General features: G+C 70.2%; 17 protein-coding genes and 1 pseudogene. 8 read left to right on the forward strand and 10 right to left on the reverse strand.

Annotated elements, in window-relative coordinates; all coding sequences use genetic code 11:
- The first annotated feature begins 68 nt into the window (after positions 1-68).
- Positions 69-776 (forward strand): TetR family transcriptional regulator, encoded by a 708-nt coding sequence (locus EDD92_RS24885; protein WP_123966343.1) that lies wholly within the window; start codon positions 69-71, stop codon positions 774-776.
- On the opposite strand, the pseudogene EDD92_RS51315 reads toward EDD92_RS24885, so the two are convergent.
- Positions 686-973 (reverse strand): annotated as a pseudogene (locus EDD92_RS51315) (hypothetical protein); the annotation flags it as partial. The gene EDD92_RS24885 and the pseudogene EDD92_RS51315 overlap by 91 nt on opposite strands.
- A 310-nt stretch (positions 974-1,283) precedes the next feature.
- Between EDD92_RS51315 and EDD92_RS24895 the strand changes: the two are divergent.
- Entirely contained in the window at positions 1,284-2,420 is a 1,137-nt protein-coding gene (locus EDD92_RS24895) for a sugar ABC transporter substrate-binding protein (RefSeq protein ID WP_123966344.1), read from the forward strand.
- 42 nt (positions 2,421-2,462) lie between these two features.
- On the opposite strand, the gene EDD92_RS24900 is transcribed toward EDD92_RS24895, so the two are convergent.
- Together EDD92_RS24900 and EDD92_RS24905 are read right to left on the reverse strand one after the other, a co-directional pair.
- On the reverse strand, positions 2,463-3,920 hold the full coding sequence (locus tag EDD92_RS24900; protein WP_123966345.1) for a DEAD/DEAH box helicase: 1,458 nt from the start codon (positions 3,918-3,920) through the stop codon (positions 2,463-2,465).
- Between the two features lie 220 nt (positions 3,921-4,140).
- Positions 4,141-4,344: a cold-shock protein gene (locus EDD92_RS24905; protein ID WP_007383480.1), complete on the reverse strand. Its 204-nt coding sequence runs from the start codon at positions 4,342-4,344 to the stop codon at positions 4,141-4,143.
- A gap of 196 nt (positions 4,345-4,540) precedes the next feature.
- On the opposite strand from EDD92_RS24905, the gene EDD92_RS24910 reads away from it, so the two are divergent.
- The gene (locus tag EDD92_RS24910) at positions 4,541-4,927 is read left to right on the forward strand and encodes a DUF952 domain-containing protein (RefSeq protein WP_123966346.1); all 387 of its coding nucleotides are present in this window, start codon (positions 4,541-4,543) and stop codon (positions 4,925-4,927) included.
- Positions 4,928-5,105: 178 nt separating this feature from the next.
- On the opposite strand, the gene EDD92_RS24915 is transcribed toward EDD92_RS24910, so the two are convergent.
- Both EDD92_RS24915 and EDD92_RS24920 read right to left on the reverse strand, forming a co-directional pair.
- Positions 5,106-6,458 carry a S8 family serine peptidase gene (locus tag EDD92_RS24915; protein ID WP_123966347.1) on the reverse strand — a complete coding sequence of 451 codons (1,353 nt, stop codon included), beginning with the start codon at positions 6,456-6,458 and terminating at the stop codon, positions 5,106-5,108.
- A 212-nt stretch (positions 6,459-6,670) separates the two neighbouring features.
- Positions 6,671-8,011 (reverse strand): helix-turn-helix transcriptional regulator, encoded by a 1,341-nt coding sequence (locus EDD92_RS24920; RefSeq protein ID WP_260326730.1) that lies wholly within the window; start codon positions 8,009-8,011, stop codon positions 6,671-6,673.
- A gap of 196 nt (positions 8,012-8,207) precedes the next feature.
- Here EDD92_RS24920 and EDD92_RS24925 point away from each other — a divergent pair, with 196 nt between their 5' ends.
- Complete coding sequence (locus EDD92_RS24925) at positions 8,208-8,972, forward strand: DUF4232 domain-containing protein (protein WP_123966349.1); 765 nt, start codon at positions 8,208-8,210, stop codon at positions 8,970-8,972.
- Between the two features lie 102 nt (positions 8,973-9,074).
- Here the strand turns inward: EDD92_RS24925 and EDD92_RS24930 are convergent, their stop codons facing one another.
- Entirely contained in the window at positions 9,075-10,322 is a 1,248-nt protein-coding gene (locus tag EDD92_RS24930) for a S8 family serine peptidase (protein ID WP_260326731.1), read from the reverse strand.
- A 258-nt stretch (positions 10,323-10,580) separates the two neighbouring features.
- Here EDD92_RS24930 and EDD92_RS24935 point away from each other — a divergent pair, with 258 nt between their 5' ends.
- On the forward strand, positions 10,581-11,384 hold the full coding sequence (locus tag EDD92_RS24935; protein ID WP_123966350.1) for a TrmB family transcriptional regulator: 804 nt from the start codon (positions 10,581-10,583) through the stop codon (positions 11,382-11,384).
- Between the two features lie 17 nt (positions 11,385-11,401).
- Here the strand turns inward: EDD92_RS24935 and EDD92_RS24940 are convergent, their stop codons facing one another.
- The 4 genes from EDD92_RS24940 to EDD92_RS24950 form a co-directional block, all read right to left on the reverse strand.
- Positions 11,402-11,896 carry a hypothetical protein gene (locus EDD92_RS24940; RefSeq protein ID WP_123966351.1) on the reverse strand — a complete coding sequence of 165 codons (495 nt, stop codon included), beginning with the start codon at positions 11,894-11,896 and terminating at the stop codon, positions 11,402-11,404.
- A gap of 79 nt (positions 11,897-11,975) precedes the next feature.
- Positions 11,976-12,293 (reverse strand): helix-turn-helix transcriptional regulator, encoded by a 318-nt coding sequence (locus EDD92_RS24945; protein WP_123966352.1) that lies wholly within the window; start codon positions 12,291-12,293, stop codon positions 11,976-11,978.
- Between the two features lie 164 nt (positions 12,294-12,457).
- Complete coding sequence (locus tag EDD92_RS49635) at positions 12,458-12,646, reverse strand: hypothetical protein (RefSeq protein ID WP_148096476.1); 189 nt, start codon at positions 12,644-12,646, stop codon at positions 12,458-12,460.
- Positions 12,647-12,922: 276 nt separating this feature from the next.
- Positions 12,923-13,579 (reverse strand): TetR/AcrR family transcriptional regulator, encoded by a 657-nt coding sequence (locus EDD92_RS24950; RefSeq protein WP_123966353.1) that lies wholly within the window; start codon positions 13,577-13,579, stop codon positions 12,923-12,925.
- A gap of 103 nt (positions 13,580-13,682) precedes the next feature.
- Between EDD92_RS24950 and EDD92_RS24955 the strand changes: the two genes are divergently transcribed.
- The 3 genes from EDD92_RS24955 (at position 13,683) to EDD92_RS24965 (ending at position 17,741) form a co-directional block, all read left to right on the forward strand.
- Positions 13,683-14,714, forward strand: a complete 1,032-nt coding sequence (locus EDD92_RS24955) for a medium chain dehydrogenase/reductase family protein (protein WP_123966354.1) — start codon at positions 13,683-13,685, stop codon at positions 14,712-14,714.
- A 68-nt stretch (positions 14,715-14,782) separates the two neighbouring features.
- Positions 14,783-15,475 carry an SRPBCC family protein gene (locus tag EDD92_RS24960; protein ID WP_123966355.1) on the forward strand — a complete coding sequence of 231 codons (693 nt, stop codon included), beginning with the start codon at positions 14,783-14,785 and terminating at the stop codon, positions 15,473-15,475.
- Positions 15,476-15,584: 109 nt separating this feature from the next.
- On the forward strand, positions 15,585-17,741 hold the full coding sequence (locus EDD92_RS24965; protein ID WP_123966356.1) for a SpoIIE family protein phosphatase: 2,157 nt from the start codon (positions 15,585-15,587) through the stop codon (positions 17,739-17,741).
- Positions 17,742-17,800 lie beyond the last annotated feature (59 nt).

Below are 17,800 nucleotides of genomic sequence, written 5' to 3' on the forward strand. Positions count from 1 at the left end.
ATGGAACATACAGTCACTGAAAATTTATAGTAGCAGTAAATATTCTGCCGCTGTACTACTCTGTCGTCATGAGCACGGTGGACTGGACGGCATGGCGCCCGCAGACCGCGGAGCCCGAGGCCGAAGGGCTGCGGGAGCAGAAGAAGCGCCGGTTGCGGCAACGCCTGTCCGATACCGCGACCGAGATGTTCCTGGAACACGGCTTCGATGCCGTCCGCGTATCGGAGATCGCCCAGGCATGCGGAGTCTCGGAGAAGACGGTCTTCAACTACTTCCCCACCAAGGAATCGCTCATCCTGGACCAGGGCGAGGCCACGATGGCCGCCCTGCGCACCGGCCTGGCCGACACAGACCACTCCGCGGTCGAAGCGGCGCTGCGGATCCTCTCCGATGAGTTGCAGGCCATGACCTCCTGGATCGCCGCGCAGGACGACCCCCACCAGGCCGCCGCCATGATCAGGCGCTTCGGGGCACTGATCAGGTCCACGCCCTCACTGAGGGCCTACCACCGGGACATGACCGACCGGCTCGTCACCGCAGCAGCCGAGACGCTGGCCCAGCGCACCCGCAGCAGCCGAGACGACCCGGAACCGCAGATCGCAGCAACTGCCCTGCTCGGACTGTGGTCCATCCAGTTCCAAAGCCTTGGGAAACATCTGGACGGCGCCCGAACGGCGACTCAGATTCACGAGGCAGTGACCGCCGACGTCCGCCGTGCAGCCAAGCTCATCGACACCGGCCTGGCCTCATTCGAAAGCGCCGCTCCGACCTGCTGACATGCCTGGTCACAGTTGACCCCGTTCCGGGACACCGCCACCAGCGGTACCGGCTCGTCGGTGATCGCGGCGCGGTGCTTCTGCAAGGCGGCCAGGTCGTGGTTGTCGAACGCCGAGTTCTCCAGCCCCTTGACCGAGCCGAGGAAGAGCAACTGCTTGGCCACGGGCTGCCGGCCCGCGCCCGCCAGGTCGTTTTCGGGCCCGGCAGGGTGTCGTCAGTTCCGTTTCCCGTCGGGGCTCGGTGGCGCTCGGGGCCCCTCATGCGTCCTCATCGCCAAGTGCCTTGTCGATCTCGCTCAGTGCCCTTGTCAGGCGCGTGTAGTCGTGGTGGGCCTGCGTGAGGACTGAGGCCCGAGGCCTGGCCGAATCCCCCACCCTCATGAGGAGATTCCGTATGAAGTTGAAGGGATGACAACCGGATGTCTTGACGTGGTCTCCACGGCCCCGTTGGCTTCTGCTTCACCCGGTGGTCCGCTCCTCCACTGCCCGGAAGGCACCCTGCAAGTGATGGTTCACACCCCCCGCAGAACCGGCGTGCGTCGATTCGCCGTCGTCCCCGTTCTCGCCTCCGCCTCGGCCCTCCTCCTCTCCTCGTGCGGTGTCATCGACAGCGTCAGTGGGAGCAGCAGTTCCGCGAGCCCGAAGAAGGGCGACGACATGACGGTGGGGCTGTTGCTGCCCGACAAGGACACGGCGCGGTTCGAGAAGTTCGACTATCCCCTGATCAAGGAGCGCGTCGCGTCCCTTACGCACGGCAAGGGCAAGGTCCGTTACGCCAACGCAGGTGCGAGCGTGGGCAAACAGAGCTCGCAGTTCGCGGACATGATCGACGCCAAGGTCGACGTCATTCTGGTGGATGCGGTGGACTCCAAGGCCATCGCGCCGGATGTGCAGAAGGCCAAGGACGCCGGGATACCGGTCATCGCGTACGACCGGCTCGCCCAGGGGCCGATCGACGCGTATGTCTCGCACGACAACGAGCTCGTCGGCGAGGTGCAGGGCCGCGCCATCACCGACGCGCTCGGCGAGAAGGCCGCCTCCAGCAAGGTCGTCATGATGAACGGCGACCCCGGCGACCCGAACACGGCCCGCTTCAAGGAGGGTGCGCTCAGCGAGCTGAAGGGCCGGGTGAACATCGTCAAGTCGTACGACACCGACAAGTGGCTGCCCTCGGTCGCCAAGGCGAACATGACGAAGGCCATCCAGTCCGTCGGGCTCGGCAACATAGCCGCGGTCTACTCGGCGAACGACGGCATGGCAGGCGCCGTCATCGACGCGCTGAAGTCGGCGGGCGCCACCAAGATGCCGCTGGTCACCGGGCAGGACGCCAACCTGGACGCGGTGCAGCGGATCGTCGCGGGGGAGCAGACGATGACCGTGTACAAGTCGTTCCTGCTGGAGGCGACCAACGCCGCGCAAATGGCGGTGGACAAGGTGCAGGGCAAGAGCCTCGAGTTCGACGCGCTGACCCAGGACTCGGTCGACAGCCCGACCCAGAAGGCGATACCGGCGATGCTGGTCCCCGTGGTCGCCCTCACCAAGAACAACATCAAGTCAACGGTGATCAAGGACGGCGTCTACACCGTCAAGGACATCTGCACCGCGAAGTACGCGGCGGACTGTGCCGCCATCGGGCTGAAGTAGCGACGCACCGCCCGGGACGCCGGAGCGTCCCGGGCGCCGGTCTCAGCGGCCGTTCCCCTTGGCGCCGCCTGCGCCCTTGGCCGGGGCGCGGCGGCGGCCCTGCTGGGCGGGGCGGCCGCGCCGTGCGCGCGGGGCGGGACCCCCCGTACGCGCCGGGCGGCTCTCCGCGGCCGGCGGAGTAAGGACGACGGGCACGCCCGACGGAGTCTGGGCGCCGGTGATACGGCTCAGTTCGGCCTCGCCCGAACGGACCCGGGTGGTTCGCGGGGTGATCCCGGCGTCGGCCATCAGACGGGACACCTCGCGGCGCTGGTGGGGCAGGACCAGCGTGACGACGGTGCCGGACTCGCCGGCGCGTGCGGTACGGCCGCCACGGTGCAGATAGTCCTTGTGGTCGCCGGGCGGGTCGACGTTGACGACGAGGTCGAGGTTGTCGACGTGGATGCCGCGCGCCGCCACGTTGGTGGCCACCAGCACGCTGACCTGGCCGTCCTTGAACTGGGCCAGGGTCCGGGTGCGTTGGTTCTGCGACTTGCCGCCGTGCAGTGCCGCCGCGCGCACGCCGACGGCCAGCAGCTTCTTGGCGAGCCGGTCGGCCGCGTGCTTGGTGTCCAGGAACATGATCACCCGCCCGTCGCGGGCGGCGATCTCGGTCGTGGTGGCGTGCTTGTCCTCGTCCTCCACGTGCAGCACGTGGTGGTCCATCGTGGTGACGGCGCCCGCGGACGGGTCCACGGAGTGGACGACGGGGTCGTGGAGATACGTGCGGACGAGACGGTCCACGTTGCGGTCCAGCGTCGCCGAGAACAGCAGCCGCTGACCGCCCGGGCGGACCTGGTCGAGCAGGGCGGTCACCTGCGGCATGAAGCCCATGTCGGCCATCTGGTCGGCCTCGTCCAGGACCGTGATCGCGACCCGGTCGAGGCGGCAGTCGCCACGGTCTATGAGGTCCTTGAGCCGGCCGGGCGTCGCCACCACGACCTCGGCCCCGGAGCGCAGTGCGCCCGCCTGGCGGCCGATCGACAGCCCGCCGACCACGGTGGCGAGTCGCAGCCGCAGCGCGCGGGCGTACGGCGTGAGCGCGTCGGTGACCTGCTGGGCGAGCTCCCTGGTGGGGACGAGGACGAGGGCCAGCGGCTGCCGGGGCTCGGCCTGCTGCCCTGCGGTCCTGGCCAGCAGGGCGAGGCCGAAGGCGAGCGTCTTGCCCGAGCCGGTGCGGCCGCGGCCCAGCACGTCCCGGCCTGCGAGAGAGTTCGGCAGCGTCGCGGCCTGGATCGGGAACGGCGCGGTGACGCCTTCGGCGCCGAGCGTCGCCAACAGCCGCGCCGGCATGTCGAGTTCGGAGAAGTCCTCGACGGGCGGCAGCGCCGGGGTGACGGTGACGGGCAGTGCGAACTCACCGCCGGACGCGGCGGGGCGACCCCGACCCGTACGGGGACGGGCGGGTCTCTTGTTGGCGCGAGCGTTCGTGCGCGTGCTCGTGCGAGCTGTGCGGTTCATGCGGGAACCTCCTCGATGCGGCACGTATCGAGGAATGCCTCCCGGCGGACGGACCGCATGAGGATTCGCAAGAAGGAGCCGAAGAAACCGAAGGAAACGGATGAAGAATTCGGAGTGAAGGATGCGGCGGAGAGCCAGGCGGCGTGCGGAAAAACGCAACGAGCCGGGGCCCGCACCCAAAGAGTGCGGGCCCCAGCCACGTAGTGCGTACGCGTCAGCGTCAGGCGGGAACGATGTTCTCGGCCTGCGGGCCCTTCTGGCCCTGCGTCACGTCGAAGGTCACCTTCTGGCCCTCCTGAAGCTCGCGGAAGCCGGAGGTGGCGATGTTCGAGTAGTGGGCGAACACGTCGGCGCCGCCACCGTCCTGCTCGATGAAGCCGAAGCCCTTTTCCGCGTTGAACCACTTCACGGTGCCAGATGCCATATTGAATCTCCCTTGAGGGCAGTGCCCGGGTCCGCACCTTGCGGTCCCGGCGTCGCAGCAACGATTTACCCTCGGAACAAAAAAGAGCGCTCGTCGACGGAAGGTCGAAGAGCACTCAAAAGCCTCTGGTAACCAAAACTGCCACTTTTATCACGGTAGCACAGGTCGAGGCGCGACGCTGGGGTATAACCGGGCCATGATCTATCACGTCGTGTCGAGCGCCGAGTGGAACGCCAGTCCCGACCGGCCCTACGCCCCAGCATCCCTGGTCGAGGACGGTTTCGTCCACTGCTCCCCCGACGAGGCGACCACGCTCAAAGTCGTCGACGCGTTCTACGGCAGCGCTCCCCGCCCGCTGCTCGCGCTGCTGCTCGACGAGGCACGGCTGACCGCGAAGTGCGTATGGGAGGCGGCGGATCCCGCGCCGCCGCCGGGAGTCGCCGAGGGCACCCTGTTCCCGCACGTGTTCGGACCCCTCGACCGCGAGGCGGTGGAGCGCGTCCTGGTGGTCCGGTGGGACGACGAGGGGCGGCCGACGGGCCTGGAGGACGTGCCGGGCGGGCGGACGCCGGCTGACGGCTGACGCTGACGGCTGACGGACCGCCCCACGGCGAGGGGAACCACCCGAGCAAGGGTGTGAGGATCACGACGCTGATGTGCAGGAGCTCGGCCGGTCTCTGCGGACCGAGGTCATCCGACGCGGACGGCCCGGGTGCGGGACCCGGGCCGTCGGCGTGGTGCATCAGTGTGCTGCAGGAGCGTCAGCCCCGGTGGCTCGCCTTCGCGAGGGCCGGGACGAACTTGAGGGCGTCCACGGTGCCCACGCCGGTGGCGAGGTCGTAGCCGTTGACCGCCTTGTAGCCGGTCACGCCCTGGTAGGAGTTGTTCGTGCCGTCGTTGACGTCGACGATGCCGTTGGCCCTGGCGTTGTGGGCGTAGAGGTCGTACAGGGCCTTCTGGATGTTGCCCACCCGGTGGCCGGCCGCCTGGTCGGCGAGGGCGACGATGCCCGAGAAGAGCGGGGTGGCCTCGCTGGTGCCGCCGCTGACGTCCCAGCCCACGGCGGTCGGGTCGTAGCTGGAGTAGACCCAGGCGCCGCCGTTGACCGCGGCGGCCATCGAGACGTCCGGGGTGCCGCGGCGGGTGCCGACCTTGCTCTTCACGCCGTTCTGGAAGGACGGGCGGGTGAACACGTGGGACTGGCCGCCGCCGCCGGAGCCGTAGTCGTTGTAGACGCTGTCCGGCTTGACGCGGTCGCCCTTGTCGTTCAGGTGCAGCTGGGTGCCGCCGATCGAGGTGACCAGCGGGTCCGAGGAGGGCCAGGAGTTGACGCGCTTCTTGTAGTACGTCTTCCCGTCCGCCTTGAGGTCGGTCGCGCCGCCGTCACCGGAGGCCGCCAGCACGGTCACCTTCTTGCGGTCGGCGTCCTGGAAGGCGTACCGCAGCTTCTTGATGCTGGAGAAGTCGCCCCTGCTGAAGCCGGGGAAGGTGTTCTCCGTGGCGCCGAAGCTCTGGCTGATGACGTCGCCGACGTTGTGGTCGATCAGGTACTTCTCGGCGTCCATCATCTCCGGCAGACCGGTGGTGCCCTCGGTCTCGGAGACCGCCGTCTCCACCACGACGATCTTGGCGTCGGGGGCCACCGCGTGGGCCATCTCGACGTCCAGGGTGGTCTCGCCCGCCCAGCCGGTCATGTCGGAGTTCTTGGGGTCGAAGGCGGGGACGTGCCCCCACTTGACCACCTTCACCTTGGTGCTGGGCAGACCGAACTGGTGGCTGTAGACGTCGAGGTCGTGCTGGACGGTCGGGGAACCGTACGAGTCGACGATGACGATCGTGCGGCCCTTGCCCGTGATGCCCTTGCGGTAGAGGGCGTTGAGGTCGTACGCCTTGCGGTACTGGAGCGGGGTGTAGCAGTTGATGTGCCACTTGGTCTGGCACTGCTCGCTGGTCAGCGGGCTGCTCACACCGTGGACCAGGGTGTGCCCGGCGACGGCCGGTACCGCCAGGGTGTGCGGTACGGCGGCGGGCGCGGCGGTCCCCAGTGCGGTGACCGCGAGGGCGGCGACGGACGTGGCAGCCGCGGCGCCCAGCCCGATACGGGCTATGTGCATGAATCCCCCTGGATTCGGAGTCTCACGAAGTGGATTCGCGAAACGGGTTCGCGAAGGACTCGGTCTCACGAGGTGATCCCGAAGTGGTCTTCGCGCATCCCATCGAACGAGTCATGCACAGTTCAAGACCGTTGAAGCGACGATGCCGAACCCTTTACCTCCCGATTGACCGGCAACTTTCCTGATTGGGCTTCAACTCTGCCGATTGGCGGTCAGCTCTCCCGTTTGATCCACTCGCTGCCGCCCAGCGGGTAGTCGTAGCCCGGGCGGCCCGCGTCGGCGCTGGTGCGGAACGCGGTGCCGGAGTTGTCGATGCGGACGGTGCCGCGGCGGCTGCCGCTGGACCAGTCCAGGGTGAGGTCCCAGCGGACGTCGTGGGCCTTGGTGTGGGCGACGACGTAGAAGACCTCCGGGTCGGACTCGCTGACCTTGTACGGGAAGTCGCGCTGGCCGCCCTTGACGGTGACCGTGGGACTGCCGTTGTCGAGGTCGACGTCGAACGACTTGGTCTCGACGCCACCGCCGCAGCCGACGCCCATCGAGTAGTCGTTCCAGGCGAGTGGCGCGCCTTTGCTGAGGACGCGCACGTGCAGCGCCTCCAGTACGACGGTCTCCGCGCCGGTGCCCTGCACCGTGAGGGCCACCTCCTGAGCGTCCGAGGACACCGCCCCGTACGCGGCGGCCCAGCGCGGGGCGTCCTGCTCGCTCGCCGGCGGGCCGACCTGCGCGGGTTCACTGTCGACGAGGAAGTGCTGGCTGCACGGGTTGTCGTAGACGTAGGGCCGGGTGCCGACGGTGAGCGGGACGGCGCCGGTGGCGGAGCCGCCGGTGGACCGGGCCGGGCCCTTGCCGGACCCGGCCGCTCCGGACTCGGTGGCGGAGGCGGTGGCCGGCCCGGACGGCTGGTGTCCCTTCGCGCTCGGGGGCGGGGTGGCCGAAGGCTTCCCGGTGTCCGCAGCGCCGCTGGTCGTGACGTCGGCACCGGCACCGACCTTCTGCCCGTCCGCTGTGTCGTTCCCACCGCCGAAGCCCGGATGCACGGTGAGCGCCACGGCTCCCAGTACGGCGGCCACGGCGACGGAGGCGATCAGGGCGGTACGGCGGCGATGTGGACGGCCGGTCGGTGTGAGCTCGCGCGGTGCGTCGACGACGACCGGCTCACCGTCGTCGATCCTGCCCTCTGCCTCGCCCCCGCCCTCGCGCCCGGGCTCGCTCTCGTTCCCCTCGCGCCCGTGCGGTGCCGCCGGGCCGGGATCCACCGTCTCGGCGGCTTCCGTCTGTTCGGTCCTGCGTCCTCGCGTGGCGTCCGCCAGGATCCAGCGCCGGTGCAGCTCCACCAGCTCCTGCGGCGTCGCCCGGCAGACCCTGGCGAGGCGCTCCACCGGCGCGTACTCGACCGGCACCGCGGTGCCGTTGCAGTAGCGGTGCAGGGTCGACGTACTCATGTGCAGCCGCTTGGCCAGCGCCCCGTAGCTGAGCCCGGAGCGGTCCTTGAGCTCGCGCAACTGCCGCGCGAACGCCTCGGTCTCCGCGGCCTCGCTCGCCTCCGACACCCGTTTCCCCACCCCTCCGTATTCCCCCGTGTTCCAGTCGCGCGTTCCAGGAGCACTGCATTCCCCCTGGTCAGAGCGCGTTTCGGCGTTCCGGCGTCCCCAACTGCCCGCCATGCGTGGCGGTTGGGACGGATCGCCTCACAAGCTTCGGTCATCCAATCACCACCGCCACCGAACACCGAAGGGGCACAGTCACATGTTCAACTTCCGCACCTCCCGCATCCGTTTCGTCGGCGCCGCAGCGACCGTGGTTCTCGGCGCGCTCTCCCTGACCGCGTGCAACGACGCAACCGGCACCCGCGACGAGGGCGCCTCCGCGGCCGCCACCAGGACCGCGACCTCCTCTGCCGGCGCCTCTTCTTCCGGCGGTTCCTCGTCCGGCTCCGGCTCCAACTCCTCCGCGGGCGCCGCCTCTTCCTCCGCGGGATCCTCTTCGGGTTCCTCGGGCTCCTCGGGCGCCAAGCCCGCCACCGCCACACCGGGGTCCGCCACGCACACCTCCCCGTCGAAGGCGCCGGGCTCCTCCGGGCGGCCGGTCACCTGCGAGGGGTCCAACACCAAGACGGTCGCGGCCCCGCTGAACCGCCCCGTGAACCACATGCTGCTCACCGTGACCAACACGGGCAGCAGGACCTGCTACCTCTACGGATACCCGGCCGCCCGCTTCGGCGAGGAGGCCCAGTCCGTACCCCCGGTCATCGAGGACTCGAAGCCGCAGGCGGTCGTCACCCTCCAGCCGGGCGAGTCCGGCTACGCCTCCGTGAACCTGTCCGCCACCGACGGCAGCGGCGGGAACGGCTACATCGCGAAGTCCCTGGCCGTCTACTTCCAGGGTCGCTCCATGAGCGGGAGCGTGGGCTCGGCCGCGCACCCGTCGCTGCCCGCGAAGGGCGTGTACGTCGACAACTCGCTGAAGGTCACCTACTGGCAGCAGTCGATGGACGACGCCGTCAACTGGTGACGCCAAGACGGCGACATGACGGCAAGAGGGCCCGGGTCACCGACCCGGGCCCTCGTTCGCGTGTCCACTGACGGAGTTACTCGGTGGAGCTACGTGGTGGAGCTACTTGGTGAAGGCCGCGACACCGTTCGGGGTACCGAGGCCCGTCGGGCCGTCGTACCCCTTGCCCGCCTTGCACAGGTAGTCGCTGCAGGACCCGTTGGCGCCGTCGGTGACGTCGTTCAGCTTGTCCGGGTGGGCGTAGGGGTACGCCGCCGGAACGTCATTGCCGGGAGTGCCCGCGAGGGCGTACACGCCTGCGATGAACGGCGCGGAGGCGCTGGTGCCGCCGTACACGTTCCAGCCGCTGGCCTGGTAGGTGTCGTAGACGGCGAGTCCGGTGGCCGGGTCGGCGACGGCTGCGACGTCGGCGACGGCGCGCTTGTCGCAGCCGCTGTCCTTCTGCCAGGACGGCTTGGCGTCGAACTTCGAGCAGCCCGAGCCCGCTCCGTCGCCTCCGGCGGACGTGCCCCAGACGGACTCGGACCAGCCGCGGGTGCTGCTGTCCTTCTTGAGCGAGGTGCCCCCGACGGCGGTGACGTACTGAGAGGCGGCCGGATACTCGGTGCCGTAGCCGCTGTCGCCGGAGCTGACGGTGATGGCGACGCCGGGGTGCTTGAAGTACTGGTCGTCCGAGGTGGTGTCCGCGGCCTCCTCGCTGCCGCCGTAGCTGTTGGAGACGTACTTGGCGCCCTGCTTGACGGCCTGGTTCACGGCCGCGCCGAGGTCGTCCATGCTGGCGGACTTGGCCTCGACGAGGAGGATCTTGCACTGCGGGCAGGCCGCGCTGACCATGTCGACGTCGAGGGAGATCTCACCGGCCCAACCGGCGTCCGGCGCCGGGTAGTTCGTGCCGCCGTCCTGGTCGATCTTCTTGAAGCAGCCGTTGCCGGTGCTGCACTCCGGCAGGCCGTACTGGGAGCGGTAGGCCGCCAGGTCCTTCTCGGCGTTCGGGTCGTCGTTCGCGTCGACGATCGCGACCGTGGCGTCCTTGCCGCCGTCCTTGGGCAGGTTGTAGGCGGCCTGCAGGTCGGCCGGTCCGAAGCCCTTGGGGGTGTCCTGGCGGCCGAGGGACTTCTGCGACTTGAGGTCGGTGCGGACCTCCGCCTGGCACGCCATGTAGCCGGGCTTGCTCGGCTGCGAACAGAGCCGGTGCGTGTGCACCGTGGTGGCCGCGGGCTCCGCGGTGGTCGTGTTCGCGAAGGCCGACGACTGCGAGGCGACGGCCAGACCGCCGGTGATCAGAGCCGCTGCCGACAGCAGTGCGGGCGCGCCGCGGCGTATCAGGTTCCTTCTGCGGTGAGAACTCAATGAACTGCCCTCCGTGGGGGGATGGGTGGCTCCGTGTCGGCGGCCGGAAGCGCTGATGCCATGGCTGATGTCACGTGCATGACAAGCGGTTTCCGTTGGGGGTGGCCGAGTGGAGCCGTGTTCCGGGCATTCTGTTGGTTGCCACCCCGGTCAGTGGTGGCTGCTGATGAGGTTATTGACAGTTTGCCGAAGAGAACAGCGCGAGTTGGTAAAACCTTGTCCCCAACTCCCCAGCGCCGACAGGTACCTTGTGCAGCCATGGAGCTTGAAGACGGAACCATCAACGACCTGATGTCACTGGGCCTGGCCCGGTACGAGGCACGGGTCTACCTGGCACTCGTCAGGCGGGGTTCCTACACGGCCGCCGAGGTCGCCCGGGAGGCCGACGTGCCGCGCCAACGCGTCTACGACGTGCTGGACGCCCTGGTGCGGCGGCAGTTGGCCACCTCTCACCCCGGCCGCGTGGCCACGTACTCCGCCGTCACACCCGAGCTGGCCCTCGCCCGGCTGATGGCACTGCAGCGCGAGTCCGTGGACCGCCTGGAGCGGGTCTCGCAGGGGCTCGCCGGGATCCTGCAGCCGCTCTGGTCCCAGGGGCGGGAGCACACCGATCCGCTGGACTACATCGAGATCCTGCGCGACCCGAAGGCGATCGCCGAGCGCTTCGCCGACATCCAGCGGCAGGCACAGCACGAACTTCTCACCTTCTGCAAACCGCCGTTCGTCGTCCCCGCGGACAACACCGAGGGCATCGCGGTGGTCCGCCGGCTGCACCACTCCGGCGGCACCGTCCGGGCGATCTACCTCGACGACGCCCTGGAGGACTCCGAGACGGTGGAGCACGTACGGCGTTTCGCGGCCGCGGGGGAGGAGGCCCGCTTCGCCCCCGAACTGCCGCTGAAACTCGTCATAGCCGACGCCTCCCTCGTCCTGTGCGACATGCCCGACCCGGTGGCCGGCGCCGGCTCCACCACCACCCTCTTCATCGAACACCCGGCCCTCGCGGCCTGCCTGCGGCTGGCCTTCCACACGGTGTGGAAGGACGCTGAGCCCGGGCCGTGATCGCTTGTCCGGGGTGTTCAGGTGCCGTTCTTCGGCGCGGCGGACAGGAGAGCGGTCCGGAGCTTGTGGGCGAAGTCCTGCACGGCCCGCTGTCCGGCGGAGTCGACGGACGGGGCGTCGATGACGGTGTCGGCCAGGCGGAGGGCCTGCTGGATGGCCGCGCCTCGGTGGGCGTAGGCGTCGAGGAGAGCGTCGAGGTTCGGCCGGACGGCAGTGTCGAGCTGCTCGCGCAGCAGGTCACGTTCGGCATACAGGGCGTCGAGAGCGTCGCTGGTGATCGTGTTGACGCTGTGACGGTCGGTCAAGTCGTGCCGGACCCGGTCACTTCCCGGGCTCCGGAGGTCGAGATCCGCGACGAGCTCGTCGAAGCGGCGGCATTCCGCGGCGAGAAACGCGGCATCGTCCTGAGCGCGGGTGCCGGCCACGGTGGCGCGGTCGGGAGGGCTCATGCTGTAGACGATGGAGTAGCCGGACAGGCACAGCACGCTGACGATGAGCAGGATCGGGATCATGGCCTTGCTCCGGTGAGGTTCGCGGGGGACGGGCGGGCGGGGGCAGTGGCGCCTGCGGTGAGCAGGACGCGAACTGCGGTCAGCCGGCGGCTTCCTTGCAGGGGTGGGCGCGCATGCTGCCGTCGCGCTTCGGCTGGAGGACCCGTCCGCAGTCCGGGCAGCGGAGCGGTTTGTTGCCGGGTTCGATCAAGGCCGCGATGCCGGTGTCGAGGTCGAGCCAGACCAAGAGGGTGACGAGCGCGTCGGCTTCGAGTGAACGGCCGTTGATGATCCGGCTGAACGTGGCCGGTGCGAGCTGTGTCTGCCGTGCGACACCGCGCCAGGTCAGGCCGAGTTCCCGGCGTCGTGCATCGAGACGGCGGTGGAGTTGGGGGACGTCCAGTCGGTGGGTGCTCACGAGGTGCGCCTCCCCGCCGGGATGCCTGCGCGCCAGGCGATGCCGGCGCTGTGTGTGGCGTGCATGGACGTGTGCCTCCTGTGGGTCCGGACCCGGTCGGGGTTTCGTCCAGGGAGACTTCGGTGGGACGGCAGCGATTACGCGAAACCGGAGAGATTTTTTCCTCACCGGCCTCGGGTGCCCGTACGCCACAGGTGACGGCCGCGCGTGACGTCCACCGCGCAGCCGTGGACAAGTTCGGCGGGCCCGGCGGGCCCGTGGCCTACGCCGACGCGGATCAGCGGATCCGAACGGTTCCCGGCGGGGTCGCCCACCCAGCCGCTCTCCGCCGTCGAGTCCGAGGTGACGGACAACGCGGGCGAGAGCAGTGCGTCGGAGCGCCGCTGACCGTGTCCAAGACCGTGAACGTGTCCGACGGCGCCGCCCGCCGCGACTTCACCGACAGCGGCACGCGGGCGCGCTCAGCGGTGGGCATGCCGGACCCGGGCCGGCCCTCCTCCGTGACGCCGGTCCCGTTCGGCGGCCTCGGCGGGGCTCTTCCTGCAACGTCGGCGTCGGCGACCTCACCGGCGGCGGCAAGGCGGACATCGTCTCGCGCGACACCTCCGGCAGCCTGGCGCGCAACAAGGTCAGTTCGCCGGCGCAGTCGTCAGGTCGTCCAGTTCGGCGGCGAAGAGCTGCGCGGGGTCGATTCCCATACCGGTGAAGTGACCGGCGAGTTCCAGGGACAGGACGCCGTGCAGCCGGGTCCAGAAGGTCAGGGCCCGGTGCAGGGCCGCGGGCGGGGCGGGATGGCTGTCCGCCCAGTCCCGGTGGTCTTCGAGGTGCGCGTCGAACGGTGACGCCGGTCCCTCCAGGGGCAGCGCGGCACAGGCGTCCAGCAGGGTCGCCATGATCTCGGACGAGATCGCGGTGGTGTCGTCGGGCGCCCGGTAGCCGGGGACGGGCGTGCCGTAGATGAGGAAGTAACGCTGGGGGTCCTCCAGGGCCCACCCCCGCAGGGCGTGCGCCAGCGCGGTCACATCGGCACCGGCCGCCGAGGCCGCGCGGAAGGTGTCGGCGAGGCTTCGGTACGCGTCCCTGACGAGCTCGGTGATCAGCTCGTCGCGGCCGCCGAAGTACCGGTACAGCGCGGGTCCGCTCATGCCCATCTGCTTGGCGATCGCGTTGAGGGAGAGAGCGGACGCACCCGCCGTGGCGATCTGTTCCCACGCACGTTGCTTGATCTCCGTACGCACCTGGGCGCGGTAGCGCTCGCGCGGGGTCTTCGCTTCCGAGTTCACCATAGTTAGAGGTTATCACTGAAGTTATTGACACTCTCGAACCTGTGCGGTTATAACTTCTAACGAACGCGAAGCCGATTAACCCACCGACTCTGTGGAGGTCGCCATGAACGCCGAAGAACTGGTCGAGGTCGTTCTGCCGGGCAAGGTCGAGCCCGAAGGACTTCAGATCCGGCATGGAGCCGTACCCGCCGCGGGCCCGGGCCAGGTCGTGATCCGGATGGAGGCGACCGGTGTCTCCTTCGCCGAGCAGCAGATGCGGCGTGGCCGCTACTACGACCAGCCGCCCTTCCCGTTCGTGCCCGGCTACGACCTCGTGGGGACGGTGCTGGCGACCGGCGAGGGCGTGGCGGAGGGCCTGGTCGGCACCCGGGTCGCCGCGCTGCTCAAGACCGGTGGCTGGGCCAGTCACGTGCTCGTCGACGCGGCGGACGTGGTGCCCGTGCCCGACGGGATCGGTGCGGCCGAGGCGGAGACCCTCGTCGTCAACGGCATCACCGCCTGGCAGATGCTGCACCGCAAGGCCCGCGTCCGTGCGGGGCACACCGTCGTGGTGCACGGCGCGAACGGTGGCGTCGGATCGGTCCTGGTCCAGCTCGCCCAGGCCGCGGGCGCGCAGGTGATCGGCACGGCGTCCGCGCGCCACCACGACGCCCTGCGGGAGCGGGGAGTCACCCCCGTCGACTACCGCACCGACGACGTCGCCGCACGGATCCGTGAACTCGCCCCCCAGGGCGTGGACGCCGTCTTCGACCACGTCGGCGGCCGCGGCATCGTCGACTCCTGGCGTCTCCTCGCCCCCGGCGGCACGCTCGTCTCGTACGGCAGTGCCTCGACCCGGGACGACGAGGGCTCCAAGCAGTGGCCCGTCCTCAAGCTGCTCGGCCGGGTATGGCTGTGGAACGCCCTGCCCAACCGCCGCCGCGCGTACTTCTTCAACGTCTGGGCCGGCCGGGCCCTGGCCAGGAACCGCTTCCGCGCCCGCCTGCGCACCGACCTCACCCAGGTCTTCGCCGCCCTCCGGCGCGGTGAGGTCACAGCCCAGATCGCCGCGCAACTGCCGCTCACCCGCGTCGCCGACGCCCTGCGGCTGGCCGAGTCGGGCACCGCCGCCGGAAAGGTCGTCCTGACCCCGTAGCAAGCACCCGGTGACCCGGTCCGATCACCACGACCCTCCGATCACCACGACCAAACGAGAGGAACACCATGTTCAGCACCGGCCCGTCGCCCTCACACGGTCGGCATGCCCGCCCCCTGCACGCGCGAGCCCTCCGGCGCCGGCACCCCGTCGTCACGGCCGCGCTCACGGTCTCGCTCGCCGTGGCCGGCGTTCTCGCGGCCACCGTCCCGCCCGCACAGGCAGCCGCCCCTCACGGCAGTACGTCCGGGTGCGGCGGGCGAGGCGTCGATGCCGCCGCCCTCATCCGCTACGAGTCCGACATCGTGATCAAGGCGCCGCTGGCCACGGTCTGGAAGCTGCAGACCGACGTCGAACGCTGGCCGTCCTGGCAGCCCCCTGTCACCACCGCCGAACGTCTCGACCCCGGCCGCCTGGAGACGGGTTCGCAGTTCCGGTGGACCACCCCCGCGCCTGCCACCCCCACCACCCCGGCCACCACACTCACCATCACCTCGACCGTCCAGGAACTCCGGCGCCACCGCTGCGTCCTGTGGAGCGGGCCCGCAATCGGTGCGGGGCTGCGCATCGACGAGGGTGTCCACCTGTGGACCTTCCAGAAGGTCCAAGGCGGCGTGCACGTCCACACCGAGGAGACCTGGACCGGCCCCCAGGTCGAAGCAGACGTGCCCACCGCGACCGCGGCCCTCGGCGCGGGTCTCGAAGCGTGGCTGCACGACCTGAAGACCACCGCCGAAGCCCACGACGAGCCCCAGCGCTGAGGGTGTTATTGAATGAGCTGTGCGGTCAGGAATCTCGGGGCGCTGTCGCCCGGGTTCTGGTACGACCCCGGCGCTGTGCCGGGGCCGGCGAGCGAGCTGAGAGAGCCGCATGGACTCCACCTCCCCTTCGTCTGGGTCGCCGTTCGACATGGTCAGCGGCGCTTTGGGGCGGTACATGCCAGGCAAGGGAGCGGCAGCCGCCGGTTCCGGCGATGAGCAGGACGACAGTGCCGCCCGTCAAGGCGCGGACGCCGATACGGCCCCCGGCCGTCCGGAGCAGATCCTCGGCGCGGTCAGCCTGGACCGGGATCTGAGAATCACCCGCTGCAATCTGGCCGCCCCCGTCTTCGCGGGGGTGGAGGCCGTGACCGGGAAACCTTTCGTCGACCTTCTGCCTCCCTGGGACGTACCGACGGTCACCCGGCGGTTGCGGCAGGTCCTCGAGACCGGTGAGCCGCACGTCGCCCGGGTCCAGCGCCTGCGCCGCGGCGACGGGTCGGAGCTGGTGGTCTCGATGAGCATCCTGGCCGCCGCGGCGCCTCAGGAGGGACTGACCGTCTCCCTGATCGCCATGGCCAGGAGGCTGCACCTGTACGCCGCGGAGACCGCGATCGGCACCTCGCTGGACATCGGCGAGACCGCGCAGTCGCTGGCGGAGTCCCTGCTGGCCTGGGGAGACGTGACCGCCATCGACCTCGACTTCGCCGTGTGGACGGGCGAGGTGGTCACGGGGCAGCCGCAGGAGCGCATCCGGCTGCGGCGGGCGGCCCTGGTGCCGGACCGGGCGTGGCCCGACGGCTATGTGACTCCGGGCGACGATCTTCCCGGCGATGCGAGTCGCCTGCTGTCCCAGGCGATACGGCGTGACGACCCCGCGCAGGCCCTCGTCATACCCGACCGTGAGGCGATCGAGCGGGTCCTCGGCAGTCCGCGGCTGGTACGTGCCCTGGTGCCCGGCGACCAGGCGGTGGCTGTGGCGTGCGTACCGCTCGTCCTGGACGGCGCACCGCCCGTCGTTCTGGGGGTGGCGGAGGTCTGGCGGCGGGCGGACCGCCCCTTCGAGGACAGCGAGCTGTTCGACCTGCAGGAACTGGTGGCCAGGACCTCTCACCACGTCGACCTGGCCCGTCAGCATCAGCGCGAGCACACGCAGGTGCTGGCGTTGCAGCGCCGACTGCTGCCCCGGTCCGGCGGCGAGACCATCGAGACGGCCAGCGTCTACCAGCCCGCCACCCCCGACAGCGCGGGCGTCGGCGGTGACTGGGTGAACAGCTTTCCGCTGCCGGACGGCCGTACCGCGCTGGTGGTCGGTGACGTCGTCGGACACGGCCTGGGAGCCGCGGCGACCATGGGGCAGCTGAGCATGGAGGCCCGCGCCCTGCTGTCCGCGGGGCTGGCGCCCGACGAGGTGCTGGAGCACCTGGACGAGACCGTGTCGCTGCTGGACGACGCGGAGTCCGGGCTGGCGGCCGGTTACAGCGCCCTCGGGTCGACCTGCTGCATCGCCGTCTACGACCCGGTCAGCCACCGCGTGGCGCTGGCCAGCGCCGGCCACCTCCCCCCGGTCCTGATGCCCCCGGGCGGGCCCGCCGCCCCGGTCGCCGTTCGCCCCCACCCCGGGCTGGGCGCCGAGTTCGCTCTGCGGGAGCCGTACGGGGTGTACGCGTTCGCCGCGCCTCCGGGCTCGCTGCTCGCCCTCTACACCGACGGTCTGGTGGAGGATCCCGCCCTGTCGATCGACGAGGGCATCGGCAGGCTGGCGGACGCCGTGTCCACGGTGCACCCCTGGGATTCCCTGCAGCAGGCCGCGCGGCGCCTGGTCTCGGTGCTGGCGCCCGCGCACCGGCGCGACGACGTGACCCTGCTGCTCGCGCGCATGATCGGCTACCGCAAGGGGGACACCGCGACCTGGCGGCTGCCCGCCCGCGGCGACGCGGCCGCCCGGGCCCGCACGCTGGTCTCCGCGCTGCTGGGGCAGTGGCGCATCAGGGACAACACCCGGGACAGCGTGCTGCTGGTGGTCGACGAACTGGTCGCCAACGCGGTCCGCTTCTCCGAAGGACCCCTCACCGTACGGCTGATCAGGACCGGTCACGGGCTGCTGTGCGAGGTGGGCGACACCGGCAACGGCAGGCCGCGGCTGGGCCGGGGCGGGCCCCTCGACGACGGTGGCCGCGGCCTGTACGTCGTGCACGGACTCACCACCCGGTGGGGGGTGCGCTGGACGGACACCGGCAAGGTGGTCTGGGCGTCGGTCGCGAGGTGACGCGGCCAGGCCTGTCCGGCGGATCAGGTCGGCTGTGGGGAACGGCGCTTCTCGGCTGC

It is taken from the genome of Streptomyces sp. TLI_185 (assembly GCF_003814765.1).
Lineage (GTDB): Bacteria > Actinomycetota > Actinomycetes > Streptomycetales > Streptomycetaceae > Streptomyces.

Coding starts and splice junctions, on each gene's coding strand:
- EDD92_RS24885 (WP_123966343.1), top strand. CDS start 69: ATGAGCACGGTGGACTGGACGGCATGGCGCCCGCAGACCGCGGAGCCC.
- EDD92_RS24895 (WP_123966344.1), top strand. CDS start 1,284: ATGGTTCACACCCCCCGCAGAACCGGCGTGCGTCGATTCGCCGTCGTC.
- EDD92_RS24900 (WP_123966345.1), bottom strand. CDS start 3,920: ATGAACCGCACAGCTCGCACGAGCACGCGCACGAACGCTCGCGCCAAC.
- EDD92_RS24905 (WP_007383480.1), bottom strand. CDS start 4,344: ATGGCATCTGGCACCGTGAAGTGGTTCAACGCGGAAAAGGGCTTCGGC.
- EDD92_RS24910 (WP_123966346.1), top strand. CDS start 4,541: ATGATCTATCACGTCGTGTCGAGCGCCGAGTGGAACGCCAGTCCCGAC.
- EDD92_RS24915 (WP_123966347.1), bottom strand. CDS start 6,458: ATGCACATAGCCCGTATCGGGCTGGGCGCCGCGGCTGCCACGTCCGTC.
- EDD92_RS24925 (WP_123966349.1), top strand. CDS start 8,208: ATGTTCAACTTCCGCACCTCCCGCATCCGTTTCGTCGGCGCCGCAGCG.
- EDD92_RS24935 (WP_123966350.1), top strand. CDS start 10,581: ATGGAGCTTGAAGACGGAACCATCAACGACCTGATGTCACTGGGCCTG.
- EDD92_RS24940 (WP_123966351.1), bottom strand. CDS start 11,896: ATGATCCCGATCCTGCTCATCGTCAGCGTGCTGTGCCTGTCCGGCTAC.
- EDD92_RS24950 (WP_123966353.1), bottom strand. CDS start 13,579: ATGGTGAACTCGGAAGCGAAGACCCCGCGCGAGCGCTACCGCGCCCAG.
- EDD92_RS24955 (WP_123966354.1), top strand. CDS start 13,683: ATGAACGCCGAAGAACTGGTCGAGGTCGTTCTGCCGGGCAAGGTCGAG.
- EDD92_RS24960 (WP_123966355.1), top strand. CDS start 14,783: ATGTTCAGCACCGGCCCGTCGCCCTCACACGGTCGGCATGCCCGCCCC.
- EDD92_RS24965 (WP_123966356.1), top strand. CDS start 15,585: ATGGACTCCACCTCCCCTTCGTCTGGGTCGCCGTTCGACATGGTCAGC.